At 69.1% G+C, this 15225-nt stretch carries 15 protein-coding genes; 14 read left to right on the forward strand and 1 reads right to left on the reverse strand.

All coding sequences use genetic code 11. The features are described 5' to 3' along the window. The first annotated feature begins 6 nt into the window (after positions 1-6). The 12 genes from OG714_RS41485 to nusB all read left to right on the forward strand — a co-directional run bounded on the left by OG714_RS41485 (position 7) and on the right by nusB (position 12655). Entirely contained in the window at positions 7-366 is a 360-nt protein-coding gene (locus OG714_RS41485) for a hypothetical protein (protein WP_406128879.1), read from the forward strand. Next, entirely contained in the window at positions 366-3038 is a 2673-nt protein-coding gene (gene alaS / locus OG714_RS41490) for an alanine--tRNA ligase (protein ID WP_406128881.1), read from the forward strand. Before OG714_RS41485 ends, alaS begins: the two co-directional genes overlap by 1 nt. Positions 3039-3053: 15 nt before the next feature. Beyond that, positions 3054-3518: a Holliday junction resolvase RuvX gene (ruvX, locus tag OG714_RS41495; RefSeq protein WP_406128882.1), complete on the forward strand. Its 465-nt coding sequence runs from the start codon at positions 3054-3056 to the stop codon at positions 3516-3518. A gap of 122 nt (positions 3519-3640) precedes the next feature. Continuing rightward, entirely contained in the window at positions 3641-5401 is a 1761-nt protein-coding gene (gene mltG, locus OG714_RS41500) for an endolytic transglycosylase MltG (protein ID WP_406132126.1), read from the forward strand. Continuing rightward, entirely contained in the window at positions 5382-6221 is an 840-nt protein-coding gene (locus OG714_RS41505) for a shikimate dehydrogenase (protein ID WP_406128884.1), read from the forward strand. The genes mltG and OG714_RS41505 overlap by 20 nt, the downstream gene beginning before the upstream one ends. Before the next feature lie 308 nt (positions 6222-6529). Beyond that, positions 6530-7714 carry a chorismate synthase gene (aroC, locus tag OG714_RS41510; RefSeq protein ID WP_406128885.1) on the forward strand — a complete coding sequence of 395 codons (1185 nt, stop codon included), beginning with the start codon at positions 6530-6532 and terminating at the stop codon, positions 7712-7714. A 32-nt stretch (positions 7715-7746) separates the two neighbouring features. Further along, the gene (locus OG714_RS41515; protein WP_406132128.1) at positions 7747-8229 is read left to right on the forward strand and encodes a shikimate kinase; all 483 of its coding nucleotides are present in this window, start codon (positions 7747-7749) and stop codon (positions 8227-8229) included. Then, on the forward strand, positions 8226-9317 hold the full coding sequence (gene aroB, locus OG714_RS41520) for a 3-dehydroquinate synthase (protein ID WP_406128887.1): 1092 nt from the start codon (positions 8226-8228) through the stop codon (positions 9315-9317). Before OG714_RS41515 ends, aroB begins: the two co-directional genes overlap by 4 nt. A gap of 166 nt (positions 9318-9483) precedes the next feature. Further along, complete coding sequence (locus tag OG714_RS41525; RefSeq protein WP_406128889.1) at positions 9484-10317, forward strand: Pro-rich N-terminal domain-containing protein; 834 nt, start codon at positions 9484-9486, stop codon at positions 10315-10317. 177 nt (positions 10318-10494) lie between these two features. Further along, on the forward strand, positions 10495-11601 hold the full coding sequence (locus tag OG714_RS41530; protein WP_406128891.1) for an aminopeptidase P family protein: 1107 nt from the start codon (positions 10495-10497) through the stop codon (positions 11599-11601). 50 nt (positions 11602-11651) lie between these two features. Then, positions 11652-12218: an elongation factor P gene (gene efp / locus OG714_RS41535; protein WP_019059745.1), complete on the forward strand. Its 567-nt coding sequence runs from the start codon at positions 11652-11654 to the stop codon at positions 12216-12218. A 2-nt stretch (positions 12219-12220) separates the two neighbouring features. Continuing rightward, positions 12221-12655, forward strand: a complete 435-nt coding sequence (gene nusB, locus OG714_RS41540) for a transcription antitermination factor NusB (RefSeq protein ID WP_043683949.1) — start codon at positions 12221-12223, stop codon at positions 12653-12655. Positions 12656-12843: 188 nt separating this feature from the next. On the opposite strand, the gene bldD is transcribed toward nusB, so the two are convergent. Next, positions 12844-13344 (reverse strand): transcriptional regulator BldD, encoded by a 501-nt coding sequence (bldD, locus tag OG714_RS41545; protein WP_003956405.1) that lies wholly within the window; start codon positions 13342-13344, stop codon positions 12844-12846. A gap of 252 nt (positions 13345-13596) precedes the next feature. On the opposite strand from bldD, the gene pyrR reads away from it, so the two are divergent. Next, positions 13597-14160: a bifunctional pyr operon transcriptional regulator/uracil phosphoribosyltransferase PyrR gene (gene pyrR, locus OG714_RS41550; RefSeq protein WP_352180427.1), complete on the forward strand. Its 564-nt coding sequence runs from the start codon at positions 13597-13599 to the stop codon at positions 14158-14160. Positions 14161-14247: 87 nt separating this feature from the next. Then, positions 14248-15225: an aspartate carbamoyltransferase catalytic subunit gene (locus OG714_RS41555; protein ID WP_406128894.1), complete on the forward strand. Its 978-nt coding sequence runs from the start codon at positions 14248-14250 to the stop codon at positions 15223-15225.

Consider the following 15225-nt stretch of genomic DNA (forward strand, 5'->3'; position numbering starts at 1 on the left):
CGAGCGATGTTCCGCCGTACGTTCTGGTTCGGCACGGGCGTAGCCGCCGGTGTCTGGGCGACCACCAAGGTCAATCGCAAGCTGAAGCAGCTGACCCCCGAGCACCTCGCCGCGGTCGCGGCCAACAAGGCGCTCGAAGCGGGCCACAAGATCAAGGACAGCGCGGTGCACTTCGCGCTCGACGTCCGCGCGGGCATGGCCCAGCGTGAGGCCGAACTCGGCGACGCGCTGGGGATCAACGCCCCGGTCGACCCCGAACTCCCGGCGCCCCGGCAGCACATCGCCATCGAGAACCGCAACACCCCGATGTCCGTCGAAAGAAACGACAGGACGACGTACTCGTACAACCGGAATGAGGACCACTGATGGAGTCGGCTGAAATCCGCCGCCGCTGGCTGAGCTTCTACGAGGAGCGCGGCCACACCGTCGTCCCCTCGGCGTCGCTCATCGCGGACGACCCGACTCTGCTCCTGGTCCCCGCCGGCATGGTCCCCTTCAAGCCGTACTTCCTCGGCGAGGTCAAGCCGCCGTGGCCGCGCGCCACCAGCGTGCAGAAGTGCGTGCGCACACCCGACATCGAAGAGGTCGGCAAGACCACCCGGCACGGCACGTTCTTCCAGATGTGCGGCAACTTCTCCTTCGGCGACTACTTCAAGGAAGGCGCCATCACCTACGCCTGGGAGCTGCTCACCTCGCCCCAGGACAAGGGTGGTTACGGCCTCGACCCCGAGCGCCTGTGGATCACGGTCTACCTCGACGACGACGAGGCCGAGACCATCTGGCGCGACAAGATCGGCGTCCCCTCCGAGCGCATCCAGCGCCTCGGCAAGAAGGACAACTACTGGTCGATGGGCGTCCCCGGACCCTGCGGACCGTGCTCCGAGATCAACTACGACCGCGGCCCCGAGTTCGGCGTCGAGGGCGGCCCCGCCGTCAACGACGAGCGGTACGTGGAGATCTGGAACCTCGTCTTCATGCAGTACGAGCGCGGCGAGGGCATCGGCAAGGAGGACTTCGAGATCCTCGGCGAGCTGCCCAGCAAGAACATCGACACGGGCCTCGGCCTGGAGCGCCTCGCGATGATCCTGCAGGGCGTGCAGAACATGTACGAGATCGACACCTCCATGGCCGTCATCAAGAAGGCCACCGAGCTGACCGGCGTCGAGTACGGCGAATCGCACGAGTCCGACGTCTCCCTGCGCGTGGTCACCGACCACATGCGCACGTCCGTGATGCTCATCGGCGACGGCGTGACCCCCGGCAACGAGGGCCGCGGTTACGTCCTGCGCCGGATCATGCGCCGCGCCATCCGCAACATGCGGCTGCTCGGCGCCAGCGGCCTGGTCGTCAAGGACCTCATCGACACCGTCATCGCGATGATGGGCCAGCAGTACCCCGAGCTCGTCACCGACCGCCAGCGCATCGAGACCGTGGCCCTCGCCGAGGAGGCCGCCTTCGTCAAGACGCTGAAGGCCGGCACCAACATCCTCGACACCGCCATCGCCGACACCAAGCAGTCCGGCGGCAAGGTCCTCGCCGGCGACAAGGCGTTCCTGCTCCACGACACCTGGGGCTTCCCGATCGACCTCACCCTCGAAATGGCCGCCGAACAGGGCCTTTCCGTGGACGAGGACGGCTTCCGCCGCCTGATGAAACAGCAGCGCGACCAGGCCAAGGCCGACGCGCAGGCCAAGAAGACCGGCCACGCCGGCGTCGGTGCCTACCGCGAGATCGCCGACAAGGCCGGCGCGACCGACTTCATCGGCTACTCGGACACCCAGGGCGAGTCCACCATCGTCGGCATCCTCGTCGACGGCGTCTCCTCCCCGGCCGCCACCGAGGGCGACGAGGTCGAGATCGTCCTCGACCGCACCCCCTTCTACGCCGAGGGCGGCGGCCAGATCGGCGACACCGGCCGCATCAAGGTCGAGTCCGGTGCCGTGATCGAGATCCGCGACTGCCAGAAGCCGGTCCCGGGCGTCTACGTCCACAAGGGCGTCGTCCAGTACGGCGAGGTCACCGTCGGCGCCAAGGCCGAGGCCGCGATCGACATCCGCCGCCGTACCGCCATCGCCCGCGCCCACTCGGCCACCCACCTCACCCACCAGGCGCTGCGTGACGCCCTTGGTCCGACGGCCGCGCAGGCCGGTTCCGAGAACCAGCCGGGCCGCTTCCGCTTCGACTTCGGATCGCCGTCCGCGGTTCCCACGGCCGTGATGACCGACGTCGAGCAGAAGATCAACGAGGTGCTCGCCCGCGACCTGGACGTGCACGCCGAGATCCTCAGCCTCGACGAGGCCAAGAAGCAGGGCGCCATCGCCGAGTTCGGCGAGAAGTACGGCGAGCGGGTCCGCGTCGTGACCATCGGCGACTTCTCCAAGGAGCTGTGCGGCGGCACCCACGTCCACAACACCTCCCAGCTCGGCCTGGTGAAGCTGCTCGGCGAGTCGTCGATCGGCTCCGGAGTGCGCCGTATCGAAGCGCTCGTCGGTGTCGACGCCTACAACTTCCTCGCCCGTGAGCACACGGTCGTCGCCCAGCTCCAGGAGCTGATCAAGGGGCGCCCGGAGGAACTGCCGGAGAAGGTCTCCGCCATGCTCGGCAAGCTGAAGGACGCCGAGAAGGAGATCGAGAAGTTCCGCGCCGAGAAGGTGCTGCAAGCCGCGGGCGGTCTCGTCGAGTCCGCCAAGGACGTGCAGGGGATCGCCGTCGTCACCGGTCAGGTCCCGGACGGCACCACCCCGGACGACCTGCGCAAGCTGGTGCTCGACGTGCGTGGCCGTATCCAGGGCGGACGGGCCGCCGTCGTAGCCCTGTTCACGGTCAACAACGGCAAGCCGCTCACCGTCATCGCCACCAACGAAGCCGCCCGCGAGCGCGGCCTCAAGGCCGGCGACCTGGTGCGCGCCGCCGCCAAGACCCTCGGCGGCGGCGGTGGCGGCAAGCCGGATGTGGCCCAGGGCGGTGGCCAGAACCCGGCCGCCGTCGGTGAAGCCGTAGACGCTGTCGAGCGCCTCGTCGCCGACACGGCCAAGTAAGAAACGGCCGCGAACATGCGAAGAGGACGTCGACTCGCGATCGACGTCGGGGACGCCCGGATCGGGGTCGCCTCGTGCGACCCCGACGGGATCCTCGCCACTCCCGTCGAGACGGTCCCCGGCCGCGACATCCCGGCGGCGCACCGTCGGCTGAAGGAGCTCGCCGAGGAGTACGAACCGATCGAAGTCGTCGTCGGTCTCCCGCGCTCCCTCAAGGGGGGTGAGGGACCGGCCGCGGTGAAGGTCCGGGCCTTCGCCCAGGAACTCGCGAAGGGCATCGCCCCGGTACCGGTCAGACTGTTGGACGAACGGATGACCACGGTGACGGCCAGTCAGGGACTGCGCGCCTCAGGGGTGAAGTCCAAGAAGGGCCGATCGGTCATCGATCAGGCGGCAGCTGTCATCATTCTGCAGCAGGCCCTGGAATCCGAACGGGTGTCAGGTAAAGCACCCGGCGAGGGCGTCGAAGTGGTCATCTGATCGCGATACGGTAACGTTCCGCGCGATGTGATGGTGTTCGAACAGCCATGGCACAGCAAGAGGCGGGACGGGAGCCGGAGCCGCAAGCGCCGCGACCGCCGCCTCGCGGCTCTAGGGGATCGATGACTGAGTATGGCCGGGGCCCAGGCTCCGAACCGTGGCATCCGGAGGACCCGTTGTTCGGGGACATCGGATGGGAAGGGCAGCAGGCCCAGCCGGGGCAGCAGTCCTCCTACGGCGGCCAGCCGCAGCACTATCCGGAACAGCCGCAGCAGCCACAGCAGTACGGCGACTGGGGCCATGGCCAGCAGGCCGACTACGGTCAGGCGCAGCAGCAGTACCAGGTCTACGACGAACAGGGCAACCCGCAGTACCCCGACCAGCAACAGTGGGCGGACCAGCAGCAGTACGCCGATCAGAGCCATCAGCAGTACGCCGCTCAGCAGCAGCAGTATCAGCAGGGCGGCTGGGACGGGACCGGCGCGCCCGCGCAGGTCCCGTACGCCGCGGACCCCGGCGACCCGTACGGACAGCAGGCCGCCGCCTATGGCGAACAGCAGCCCGATTTCTACGGCACGCCCGACGCGTATCCGCCGCCGGAACCGCCCGGCAAGCGGCGTACGGAACCCGAACCGGAGCAGACCGACTGGGACCCGGGACCCGATCAGGGCGAACACGCGTTCTTCGCGGGCGGCGGCGATGACGACGACGCCGATGACGACGAGCCGGAGGACGGGCGGGGACGCGGCGACCGGCGGGGCAAGGGCGGCAAAGGCAAAGGCAAGGACAAAGGCGGCAAGGAGCGGAAGCGCCGCAACGGCTGCGCCTGCCTTGTGGTCGTCCTCGTGTTCGGCGGCGGCCTGGCCGGCGTCGGCTACTTCGGCTGGCAGTTCTACCAGGATCGTTTCGGCTCGGCCCCCGACTACGCGGGCGACGGCACCGGATCGGTGAGCGTCACCATCCCCAAGGGGGCGGGCGGCTACACCATCGGCCAGGAGCTGAAGAAACAGGGCGTCGTGAAGAGCGTCGACGCGTTCGTCGCCGCCCAGTCGCAGAATCCCGACGGAAAGAAGATCCAGGCGGGCGTCTTTCTGCTGAAGAAGGAAATGTCCGCCGCGAGCGCCGTCAAGCTGATGCTCGATCCCAAGAGCCAAGACAATTTGATCGTCCCCACGGGCTGGCGGAACTCCAAGATCTACACGGCTATCGACAAGAAACTCCAGCTTTCCGACGGCACCACCAAGGCCGTCGCCAAGAAGGATTACAAGTCGTTCGGACTGCCCAGCTGGGCGAACAACAACAAGGACATCAAGGACCCGCTGGAGGGCTTCCTCTACCCCGGCACGTACGGCGCAGCCAAGGGCATGAAACCCGAGACGGTCCTCAAACAGATGGTCGCCCAGGCCAGCGACAAATACGGCGCGATCGACCTTGAGGCGAAAGCCAAGGCGCTCAATCTGGACAACCCGCTGCAGGTCATCACGGTCGCGAGCCTCGTCCAGGCTGAAGGCAAGACGCACGAGGACTTCCGCAAGATGGCCGAAGTGGTCTACAACCGTCTCAAGACCACGAACACCGAGACCAACCGTTACCTGCAATTCGACTCGACCTTCAATTACCTGAAGGGTCAGAGCAACATCCACATCAGCGAGTCCGAGATCAACAGCAACAAGGACCCGTACAACACCTACACCCAAAAGGGCTTGCCGCCCGGTCCCATCGACAACCCCGGTGACGAGGCTCTGGCAGCGGCACTGAATCCGACCCGAGACGGCTGGATCTACTTCGTGGCGACCGACGGCGAGAACAAGACCGAATTCGCCAAGACGTACGCCGAATTCCAGGCACTCAAGGAAAAGTTCAATGCCAGTTCGGGCAACTGACGCCCGCCGTGCCGCCGTGCTCGGTTCCCCCATCGCCCACTCCCTCTCCCCGGTGCTGCATCGCGCGGCATACGGGGAGCTGGGACTCGACAACTGGTCGTACGACCGCTTCGACGTCGACGAGGTGGCCCTGCCGGGGTTCTTCGAGGACCTCGGCCCGGAGTGGGCGGGCCTGTCGCTGACCATGCCGCTGAAGCGGGCGGTGATACCGCTGCTCGACGAGATCAGCGAGACCGCCGCCTCGGTGGACGCGGTCAACACCGTGGTCCTCACGGAGGACGGCCGACGCGTCGGCGACAACACCGACATCCCCGGCATGGTCGCCGCCCTCCGCGAACACGGCATCGAACAGGTCGACTCCGCCGCGATCCTCGGCTCCGGCGCCACCGCCTCCTCCGCCCTCGCCGCCCTCGCCCGCATCTGCACCGGCGAGGTCGTCGCGTACGTCCGCAGCGAGGCCCGCGCGGCGGAGATGCGGCAATGGGGCGAGCGGCTGGACGTAGAAGTACGCACGGCGGACTGGGCGGACGCGGCGGAAGGCCTGCGCGCCCCCCTGGTCTTCGCGACCACCCCCGCCGGCACCACGGACACCCTCTCCTCCTCCGTGCCGGAACGCCCCGCCACCCTCTTCGACGTCCTCTACGACCCCTGGCCCACCGACCTCGCGGCCCGCTGGTCCGGCTACGGCGGCGCGGTCGTCAGCGGCCTCGACCTGCTGGTGCACCAAGCGGTACTCCAGGTGGAACAGATGACGGGCCGTCGGCCGGCGCCGGTGGAGGCGATGCGCAGAGCGGGGGAGAAGGCGCTGGCGGATCGGTGAGGTGGATCCGGTGGGCGGGGAGGGGCAGCCGAGAAGCCGCCGTCCGACCGCTCGTCCGGCTCCGGTGAGCCGTCCGAGCACGCGTCGACCGACCCCGGACCTCGCCCCGGCACAGGGGGACGAGAAGGCTCCGCCCGACCGCTGACCACGGCACCTCGCGTCCGCTCCCTGGACCGTCGGCCAGGTCCATGCCCCGAACGTGGGAGGATCGGGGGCGGCGGGCCAGGGCCGCGCACCCGGTCAAGCCGTCGCCGTACGCGAGGACGCGCGTACGCAGCAGCACCAGGGCGCGAGCATGAGGAGCACCGTTGAGCAGGTTGCGCTGGCTGACCGCGGGGGAGTCCCACGGTCCCGCACTCGTGGCGACGCTGGAGGGTCTTCCCGCCGGTGTGCCGATCACCACGGAGATGGTGGCGGATCACCTGGCCCGGCGCCGGCTCGGTTATGGACGTGGTGCGCGGATGAAGTTCGAGCGCGACGAGGTCACCTTCCTGGGTGGTGTCCGGCACGGTCTCACGCTCGGTTCCCCGGTCGCGATCATGGTGGGGAACACGGAGTGGCCCAAGTGGGAGCAGGTCATGGCGGCGGACCCGGTCGATCCGGAGATCCTGGCGGGGCTGGCGCGTAACGCTCCGCTGACCCGTCCGCGCCCCGGCCATGCTGATCTTGCCGGTATGCAGAAGTACGGCTTCGACGAGGCGCGTCCGATCCTGGAGCGTGCCTCGGCGCGTGAGACGGCGGCGCGTGTCGCGTTGGGTGCCGTCGTGCGGTCGTACATCAGGGAGACGGCCGGGATCGAGATCGTCTCGCACGTCGTGGAGCTGGCCTCGGCGAAGGCCCCGCGCGGTGTGCTGCCGACGCCGGCCGATGTCGGGAAGCTCGACGCGGATCCGGTGCGGTGCCTGGACGCGGACGCGTCGAAGCAGATGGTTGCGGAGATCGATCAGGCCCACAAGGACGGTGACACGCTGGGTGGTGTGGTCGAGATCCTGGCCTACGGGGTTCCCGTCGGCTTGGGCTCGCATGTGCACTGGGACCGGAAGCTGGATGCCCGTCTGGCGGGTGCGCTGATGGGTATTCAGGCGATCAAGGGTGTCGAGATCGGCGACGGCTTCGAACTCGCCCGGGTGCCGGGTTCGCTGGCGCACGACGAGATCGTGAACACCGGTGAGGGCATTCGGCGTGTCTCGGGCCGGTCGGGTGGTACTGAGGGTGGTCTGTCGACGGGTGAGTTGTTGCGGGTGCGGGCGGCGATGAAGCCGATCGCGACGGTGCCGCGTGCTCTGCAGACGGTCGATGTGGTGACGGGTGAGGCCACGCAGGCCCATCATCAGCGTTCCGACGTGTCGGCGGTGCCGGCTGCGGGGATTGTCGCGGAGGCGATGGTCGCGCTGGTCCTGGCGGATGCGGTGGCGGAGAAGTTCGGTGGGGACTCGGTGCCCGAGACCCGTCGTAACGTGCGGTCGTACCTCGAGAACCTGGCGATCCGGTGACCGCGGTACCGCTTGTCGTCCTGGTCGGTCCCATGGGGGTCGGCAAGTCCACGGTCGGGCAGCAGCTCGCGGGGCGGCTCGGTGTCGGTTACCGGGACACGGATGAGGACATCGTGGCTGTCGAGGGCCGCAGCATCGCGGAGATCTTCGTCGACGAGGGTGAGCCGGTTTTCCGGGCGATCGAGAAGCGTGCCGTGCACCAGGCGCTCGCCGGGCACGAGGGTGTCCTGGCGCTGGGCGGGGGTTCGATCCTCGATGCGGACACGCGGGCGTTGCTGGTCGGGCATCGGGTCGTCTATCTGTCCATGGATGTGGACGAGGCGGTCAAGCGCACGGGTCTGAACGCGGCGCGTCCGCTGCTGGCCATCAATCCGCGCAAGCAGTGGCGTGAACTGATGGAGGCCAGGCGTCACTTGTATGCCGAGGTCGCGCGGGCTGTCGTGGCCACCGACGGCCGTACCCCCGAGGACGTCACCCAAGCCGTCCTGGACGCACTGGAGTTGAAGGAAGCATGAGCGAGTCAGTGACGCGGATCCAGGTCGGCGGCACGGCGGGCAGCGACCCGTACGAGGTCCTGGTGGGCCGTCAACTCCTGGGCGAACTCGGCGGGTTGGTAGGTGACCGGGTCAAGCGGGTCGCCGTCATCCACCCCGAGGCGCTCGCCGAGACGGGTGACGCGCTGCGCGCCGACCTGGCCGGGCAGGGCTTCGAGGCCGTCGCCATCCAGGTGCCGAACGCGGAGGAGGCCAAGACCGCCGAGGTCGCCGCCTACTGCTGGAAGGCACTGGGCCAGTCCGGCTTCACCCGCTCCGACGTCATCGTCGGCGTCGGCGGTGGCTCGACCACCGACCTGGCCGGCTTCGTCGCCGCGACCTGGCTGCGCGGGGTCCGCTGGATCGCCGTACCGACGACCGTGCTCGCCATGGTGGACGCGGCCGTGGGCGGCAAGACCGGCATCAACACCGCCGAGGGCAAGAACCTCGTCGGCTCCTTCCACCCGCCGGCCGGCGTGCTCTGCGACCTCGCCGCGCTGGACTCCCTCCCGGTCAACGACTACGTATCCGGGCTCGCCGAGATCATCAAGGCCGGCTTCATCGCCGACCCGGTGATCCTCGAACTCATCGAGTCCGACCCGGAGTCCGCCCGCACCCCGGCCGGACCGCACACCGCCGAACTCATCGAGCGCTCCATCAAGGTCAAGGCCGAGGTCGTCTCCGCCGACCTCAAGGAGTCGGGCCTGCGCGAGATCCTCAACTACGGCCACACCCTCGCGCACGCCATCGAGAAGAACGAGCGCTACAAGTGGCGGCACGGCGCCGCAGTGGCCGTAGGCATGCACTTCGCGGCCGAACTCGGCCGTCTCGCGGGCCGGTTGGACGACGCGACGGCGGACCGGCACCGCACGGTCCTCGAATCGGTGGGCCTGCCGCTCAGCTACCGCTACGACCAGTGGCCCAAGCTGCTGGAGACCATGAAGGTCGACAAGAAGTCCCGCGGTGACCTGCTGCGCTTCATCGTCCTCGACGGCCTCGCCAAGCCGACGGTCCTGGAGGGTCCCGACCCGGCCGTCCTGCTCGCCGCGTACGGCGAAGTGGGCGAGTAAGTACCGCCAAGACCCTTCCGCCCGAATTGCCTTGCGCGGACGGGCACTTCGGCCGCTCCCCGGCCGTTCACCAAATGGCGGCTGGGGAAGGTACCGTTCGGTACGGAGCGGGGGTTCGGGCCCGCCGCCAGCGCCAATTGCCTTGTACGAGACGGAGTGGCACCGGATGCAGCACGCAGTGGGGTCTCCGCTGCCGCCGCCCCACCAGCCGGGGCAGGGACCGACCACCGGTTGGTCCCCGGCCGGACAACACTCGGGTCCGCACCATCCGGGCCCGGCACCCGTGCCACCCCCGCCGCCGGCCCCGGGCTTCGCGCCCACCCCGCCGCCGCACGCGGTCCCGCGCCACGCCCCGGACACCACCGGCCACGTCCAGCTCCCGCCGGGCGGCCCCGTGCCCATGCCCAGCGCCCCGCCCGCCACGGCGTCCCCCGACCCGACCTCCACCACCCTCGCGGTGCTGCTCATCGGCCCCGCCGGCGCGGGCAAGACGAGCGTCGCCAAGTACTGGGCGGACCATCGCCGGGTCCCCACCGCCCACATCAGCCTCGACGACGTACGCGAGTGGGTCCGCTCGGGCTTCGCCGACCCCCAGTCCGGGTGGAACGACCACTCCGAGGCCCAGTACCGCCTGGCGCGCCGCACCTGTGGCTTCGCCGCCCGCAACTTCCTCGCCAACGGCATCTCCTGCATCCTCGACGACGCGGTCTTCCCCGACCGCCCGGTGGTCGGCCTCGGTGGCTGGAAACGACACGTGGGCCCCGGCCTCCTGCCGGTGGTCCTGCTGCCGGGCCTGGAAATCGTCCTGGAACGCAACGCCGAACGCTCCGGCAACCGCCGCCTCACCGACGAGGAGGTCGCCCGCATCCACGGCCGCATGGCCGGCTGGTACGGCTCGGGCCTCCCGATCATCGACAACTCCCAGATGGACGTCCAACAGACGGCCCAGGTCCTGAACGACGTACTCGCACGATCGATAGCGAGCCCGCCGAACTGGTAATCACCGGGGAGCGGTCCTACCCAAGGGGCGCGGGGCTGTATCAATGTGCGGCTCCGCCGCGTGGGCGCGACCAGCCCCCACCGACCCGCACCCGGCACACAACGGACAGCCCACCCCGTCCCCCGAACGGCACTCTCCCAACCAGCACAATCCAGCCACCGCTCCTACGCTCATCTCATGTCAGAGGTCTACGCAGCCCGCCGAGCAAGGCTCAGGGACCGAGCCCAAGCCGGCGGCAGCCAATCCGCGCTGGTCACCAACCCAGCCAACGTGCGCTACCTGTCGGGCCCCGTTCCCCAGGGCACCGTCCTGCTGCTCGGCAAGCGCGACGACACGCTGGTCTGCACGGCCCCGCTGGACGAACGCCCCGCAGAGGGCCGCCCCGACGAGACCCTGCGCATCCACACACTCCCCGGCCCCGATGGCGACCCCGCCGTATCCGCCGCAGACCTCGCGGCAGCGCACGGCGCGGAATCCATGGCCGTGGAGGAACACCACCTCACCGTGGCCCGCCACCGAGCTCTCCGCTCGGTCGCCCCCACGCTCCGCCTCACCGACATCGGCGGCGCGGTCGAACAGCTGCGGGTCGTCAAGGACGAGGAGGAGATCTCCTGTCTGAGAATCGGCGCCGAGATCGCCGACCAGGCCCTCGGAGAGCTCCTGGAGTCGATCCTCGTCGGCCGCACCGAACGCCATCTCGCCCTCGAACTGGAGCGACGGCTCGTCGACCACGGCGCCGAGGGCCCCGCCTTCGCCACCTCCGTCGCCACCGGCCCGCACTCCGGCAGACGCGGCCACCGGCCGACCGACCGCCGGGTCGAGGAAGGAGATTTCCTCTCCGTCTGCCTCGGTGCCACGTATCGCGGATACCGCTGCGAGATCGGCCGTACGTTCGTCATCGGGACCTCTCCCGCGGACTGGCAGATCGAGCTGTACGACCTCGTCTTCGCCGCCCAGAGGGCTGCGAGGGAGTCCCTGACCCCCGGTGCCGCCTACCGCGATGTGGACCGCGCGGCCCGCCAGGTACTGGACTCCGCGGGCTACTCGGAAGGCCTCGCAGCCCTCACCGGCCACGGTGTCGGACTCGAAATCGACGAGGAGCCGCAGCTGGCCCCCGCAGCCATGGGTAAACTGGACGCTTGCGTGCCGGTCACCGTCGAACCGGGGGTTCACCTCCCGGGCCGGGGCGGTGTCCGGATCGATGACACGCTCGTCGTACGCCCTGAGGCGGACGGCGGACCCGAGCTACTCACCATCACGACCAAGGAACTGCTCGCGCTCTAGCTTGCGCGTGCCCCTGGGTCGTCCACGTCAGTCCAGGAGATTCCGCAACCGTGGCTTCCACGAACGACCTCAAGAACGGCCTGGTGCTCAAGCTCGACGGGGGCCAGCTCTGGTCCGTCGTCGAGTTCCAGCACGTCAAGCCCGGCAAGGGCCCTGCCTTCGTGCGCACCAAGCTCAAGAACGTGCTCTCCGGCAAGGTCGTCGACAAGACGTTCAACGCCGGCGTCAAGGTCGAGACGGCCACTGTCGACAAGCGCGACATGCAGTTCTCGTACATGGACGGCGAGTACTTCGTCTTCATGGACATGGAGACCTACGACCAGCTCATGGTCGACCGCAAGGCCGTCGGCGACGCCGCCAACTTCCTGATCGAGGGCTTCACCGCCACGGTCGCCCAGCACGAGGGCGAGGTGCTCTTCGTCGAGCTGCCGGCCGCCGTCGAGCTGGTCATCCAGGAGACCGAGCCCGGCGTCCAGGGCGACCGCTCCACCGGTGGCACCAAGCCCGCCACCCTGGAGACCGGTTACCAGATCCAGGTCCCGCTCTTCATCACCACCGGTGAGAAGATCAAGGTCGACACCCGCTCCAGCGACTACCTCGGCCGGGTGAACAGCTAACCGTGGCTGCCCGCAATACGGCCCGCAAGCGCGCCTTCCAGATCCTCTTCGAGGGCGACCAGCGCGGAGTCGGCGTCACCACGGTCCTCGCGGACTGGATCCGGCTCTCCCGGGACGACACCCGGCAGCCGCCGGTCAGCGAGTACACGATGGAGCTGGTCGAGGGGTACGCGCAGCACGCGCGCCGCATCGACGAGCTGATCGCGCAGTACTCGGTCGGCTGGACGCTCGACCGCATGCCCGTGGTGGACCGCAACATCCTGCGCCTCGGCGCCTACGAGCTGATCTGGGCCGACGAGACCCCGGACGCCGTCGTCCTCGACGAGATGGTGCAGCTGGCCAAGGAGTTCTCCACGGACGAGTCGCCCTCGTTCGTGAACGGCCTGCTGGGTCGTTTCAAGGACCTGAAACCCTCGCTGCGCCGGGACGAGGCGTAAGCAGTACGCGAGCGAAACGCCGGAGGGCCCGCAGCACGACCGCTGCGGGCCCTCCGGCGTTCCCGCAGGCATGAGGGCGTTCCCCGTACGCATGAGGCTCCTGGGGCCCGCAGAAAGCCGCCGGGGTGGCCGGAACGGTGAAGTTCCGGCCACCCCGGCGGCACGTTTCTGCTCAGGCGTGGAGCGGTTCAGCTCTCCTCGTGGGAGACCGCGCGACGCGCGTCGGCGTCCAGCACGCCCCAGCTGATGAGCTGCTCGGTGAGGACCGAGGGCGACTGGTCGTAGATGACGGCGAGTGTGCGCAGGTCGTCCTGGCGGATCGAGAGCACCTTGCCGTTGTAGTCGCCGCGCTGGGACTGGATCGTGGCGGCGTACCGCTGCAGCGGGCCGGCCTTCTCGGCGGGCACGTGGGCCAGCCGCTCCAGGTCCAGGACCAGCTTCGGCGGCGGCTCGGCGGCCCCGCCCGGCGTGGTGCCCGGCAGCAGCTCCTGCACCGGAACCCCGTAGAAGTCAGCCAGCTCGGCGAGGCGCTGCACGGTGACGGCACGGTCGCCGCGCTCGTACGACCCGACCACGACCGCCTTCCAGCGTCCCTGTGACTTCTCCTCGACACCGTGGAGGGAAAGGCCCTGCTGGGTGCGGATGGCCCGGAGCTTGGCCCCGAGCTGTTTGGCGTATTCGCTGGACATATAGCTCCCGGACACTGTGTCGACGCGGCTGCAGTGTTTCCGCGCCGCGCGGCTGGTAACTCACTGTGAGGTTACGCAGCGTTACGCTGCCGCGTCAAGCCGAATGGTCCGCACTGGCTCTTCCGTGGTAGCCGTGTCCGATTACTCCATAGGGGTGATCAGGGGTGTCGCCTCGACCTGCTACCGTGGATGGCGCAAATCCGACGTCCTTTAAGGTCCGTCCCGTGAGGCGGAGAAGGAGGTCCGTTTCTTATGGACACCCAGCAGTACGAGTCCGATGCCCGGCCGGTCCTCGAGGCCCCCGACATCGCGCGGGTCCTGACCCGCATCGCCCACGAGATCGTCGAGCGCGCCAAGGGCGCCGACGACGTGGTTCTCCTCGGCATCCCGACCCGGGGCGTCTTCCTCGCCCAGCGGCTCGCCGTCAAGCTGGAGGAGATCACCGACCGCAAGATCCCGGTCGGCTCCCTCGACATCACCATGTACCGCGACGACCTGCGCATGCACCCGCCGCGCGCGCTGGCCCGCACCGACATCCCCGGTGACGGCATCGACGGCCGCCTGGTCGTCCTCGTCGACGACGTGCTCTTCTCCGGCCGCACCATCCGCGCCGCCCTCGACGCCCTGAACGACATCGGGCGCCCCCGCGCGGTGCAACTCGCGGTCCTGGTCGACAGAGGCCACCGCGAACTGCCCATCCGCGCCGACTACGTCGGCAAGAACCTCCCCACGTCGCTGCGGGAGACGGTCAAGGTCCAGCTCGCCGAGGAGGACGGTCGCGACACCGTGCTGCTCGGCACCAAGCAGACCCCGTAGCGGACGGACGCCGTGCCCCCGCGGCACGCCGCGCCTCCGCACGCCCGGATTCTCCTCATACCTGAACTGCCTTACGGAGCCTGACAGATGCAGCGTCATCTCATCTCGGCCGCCGACCTCTCCCGCGACGACGCCGTCCTGATCCTCGACACCGCCGAGGAGATGGCCCGGGTCGCCGACCGGCCGATCAAGAAACTGCCGACCCTGCGCGGCCGTACCGTGGTCAACCTCTTCTTCGAGGACTCCACGCGCACGCGTATCTCCTTCGAAGCCGCCGAGAAGCGCCTCTCCGCCGACGTCATCAACTTCACCGCCAAGGGGTCGAGTGTCTCCAAGGGCGAGTCCCTGAAGGACACCGCGCAGACCCTGGAGGCCATGGGCGTCGACGCGGTCGTCATCCGGCACGGCGCCTCCGGAGCGCCGTACCGGCTCGCCACCTCCGGGTGGATCGACGCGGCCGTCATCAACGCCGGTGACGGCACCCACCAGCACCCGACGCAGGCCCTGCTGGACGCGTTCACCATGCGGCGCCGGCTCGTCGGCCGGGACGCCGGGCTCGGGCAGGACCTGGCCGGCAAGCGGATCACGCTCGTCGGCGACATCCTGCACAGCCGCGTCGCCCGCTCGAACGTCGACCTGCTGCACACCCTCGGCGCCGAGGTCACCCTCGTCGCCCCGCCCACTCTGGTGCCGGTCGGCGTCGAGGCCTGGCCCTGCGAGGTCTCGTACGACCTCGACAGCACGCTCTCCAAGTCCGACGCGGTGATGCTCCTGCGCGTCCAGCGCGAGCGCATGAACGCGGCGTTCTTCCCCACCGAGCGCGAGTACTCGCGGCGCTACGGCCTCGACGGCGAGCGGATGGCGAAGATGCCCGAGCACGCCATCGTGATGCACCCGGGGCCGATGGTCCGGGGCATGGAGATCACCGCCGAGGTCGCCGACTCGGACCGCTGCACCGTCGTCGAGCAGGTCGCAAACGGAGTGTCCATCCGGATGGCCGTGCTCTATCTGCTTCTGGGCGGCAACGAACCCGCCGTCAGCCACGCCCGTATCGAGGAGAAGTAA

It is taken from the genome of Streptomyces sp. NBC_00989, from assembly GCF_045162655.1.
Lineage (GTDB): Bacteria > Actinomycetota > Actinomycetes > Streptomycetales > Streptomycetaceae > Streptomyces.

Excerpts from the sequence above, each read along its gene's own strand:
- OG714_RS41485 (WP_406128879.1), top strand. The coding sequence starts at position 7 with ATGTTCCGCCGTACGTTCTGGTTCGGCACGGGCGTAGCCGCCGGTGTC.
- alaS (WP_406128881.1), top strand. The coding sequence starts at position 366 with ATGGAGTCGGCTGAAATCCGCCGCCGCTGGCTGAGCTTCTACGAGGAG.
- ruvX (WP_406128882.1), top strand. The coding sequence starts at position 3,054 with ATGCGAAGAGGACGTCGACTCGCGATCGACGTCGGGGACGCCCGGATC.
- mltG (WP_406132126.1), top strand. The coding sequence starts at position 3,641 with ATGACTGAGTATGGCCGGGGCCCAGGCTCCGAACCGTGGCATCCGGAG.
- OG714_RS41505 (WP_406128884.1), top strand. The coding sequence starts at position 5,382 with ATGCCAGTTCGGGCAACTGACGCCCGCCGTGCCGCCGTGCTCGGTTCC.
- OG714_RS41515 (WP_406132128.1), top strand. The coding sequence starts at position 7,747 with ATGGGGGTCGGCAAGTCCACGGTCGGGCAGCAGCTCGCGGGGCGGCTC.
- aroB (WP_406128887.1), top strand. The coding sequence starts at position 8,226 with ATGAGCGAGTCAGTGACGCGGATCCAGGTCGGCGGCACGGCGGGCAGC.
- OG714_RS41525 (WP_406128889.1), top strand. The coding sequence starts at position 9,484 with ATGCAGCACGCAGTGGGGTCTCCGCTGCCGCCGCCCCACCAGCCGGGG.
- OG714_RS41530 (WP_406128891.1), top strand. The coding sequence starts at position 10,495 with ATGTCAGAGGTCTACGCAGCCCGCCGAGCAAGGCTCAGGGACCGAGCC.
- bldD (WP_003956405.1), bottom strand. The coding sequence starts at position 13,344 with ATGTCCAGCGAATACGCCAAACAGCTCGGGGCCAAGCTCCGGGCCATC.
- pyrR (WP_352180427.1), top strand. The coding sequence starts at position 13,597 with ATGGACACCCAGCAGTACGAGTCCGATGCCCGGCCGGTCCTCGAGGCC.
- OG714_RS41555 (WP_406128894.1), top strand. The coding sequence starts at position 14,248 with ATGCAGCGTCATCTCATCTCGGCCGCCGACCTCTCCCGCGACGACGCC.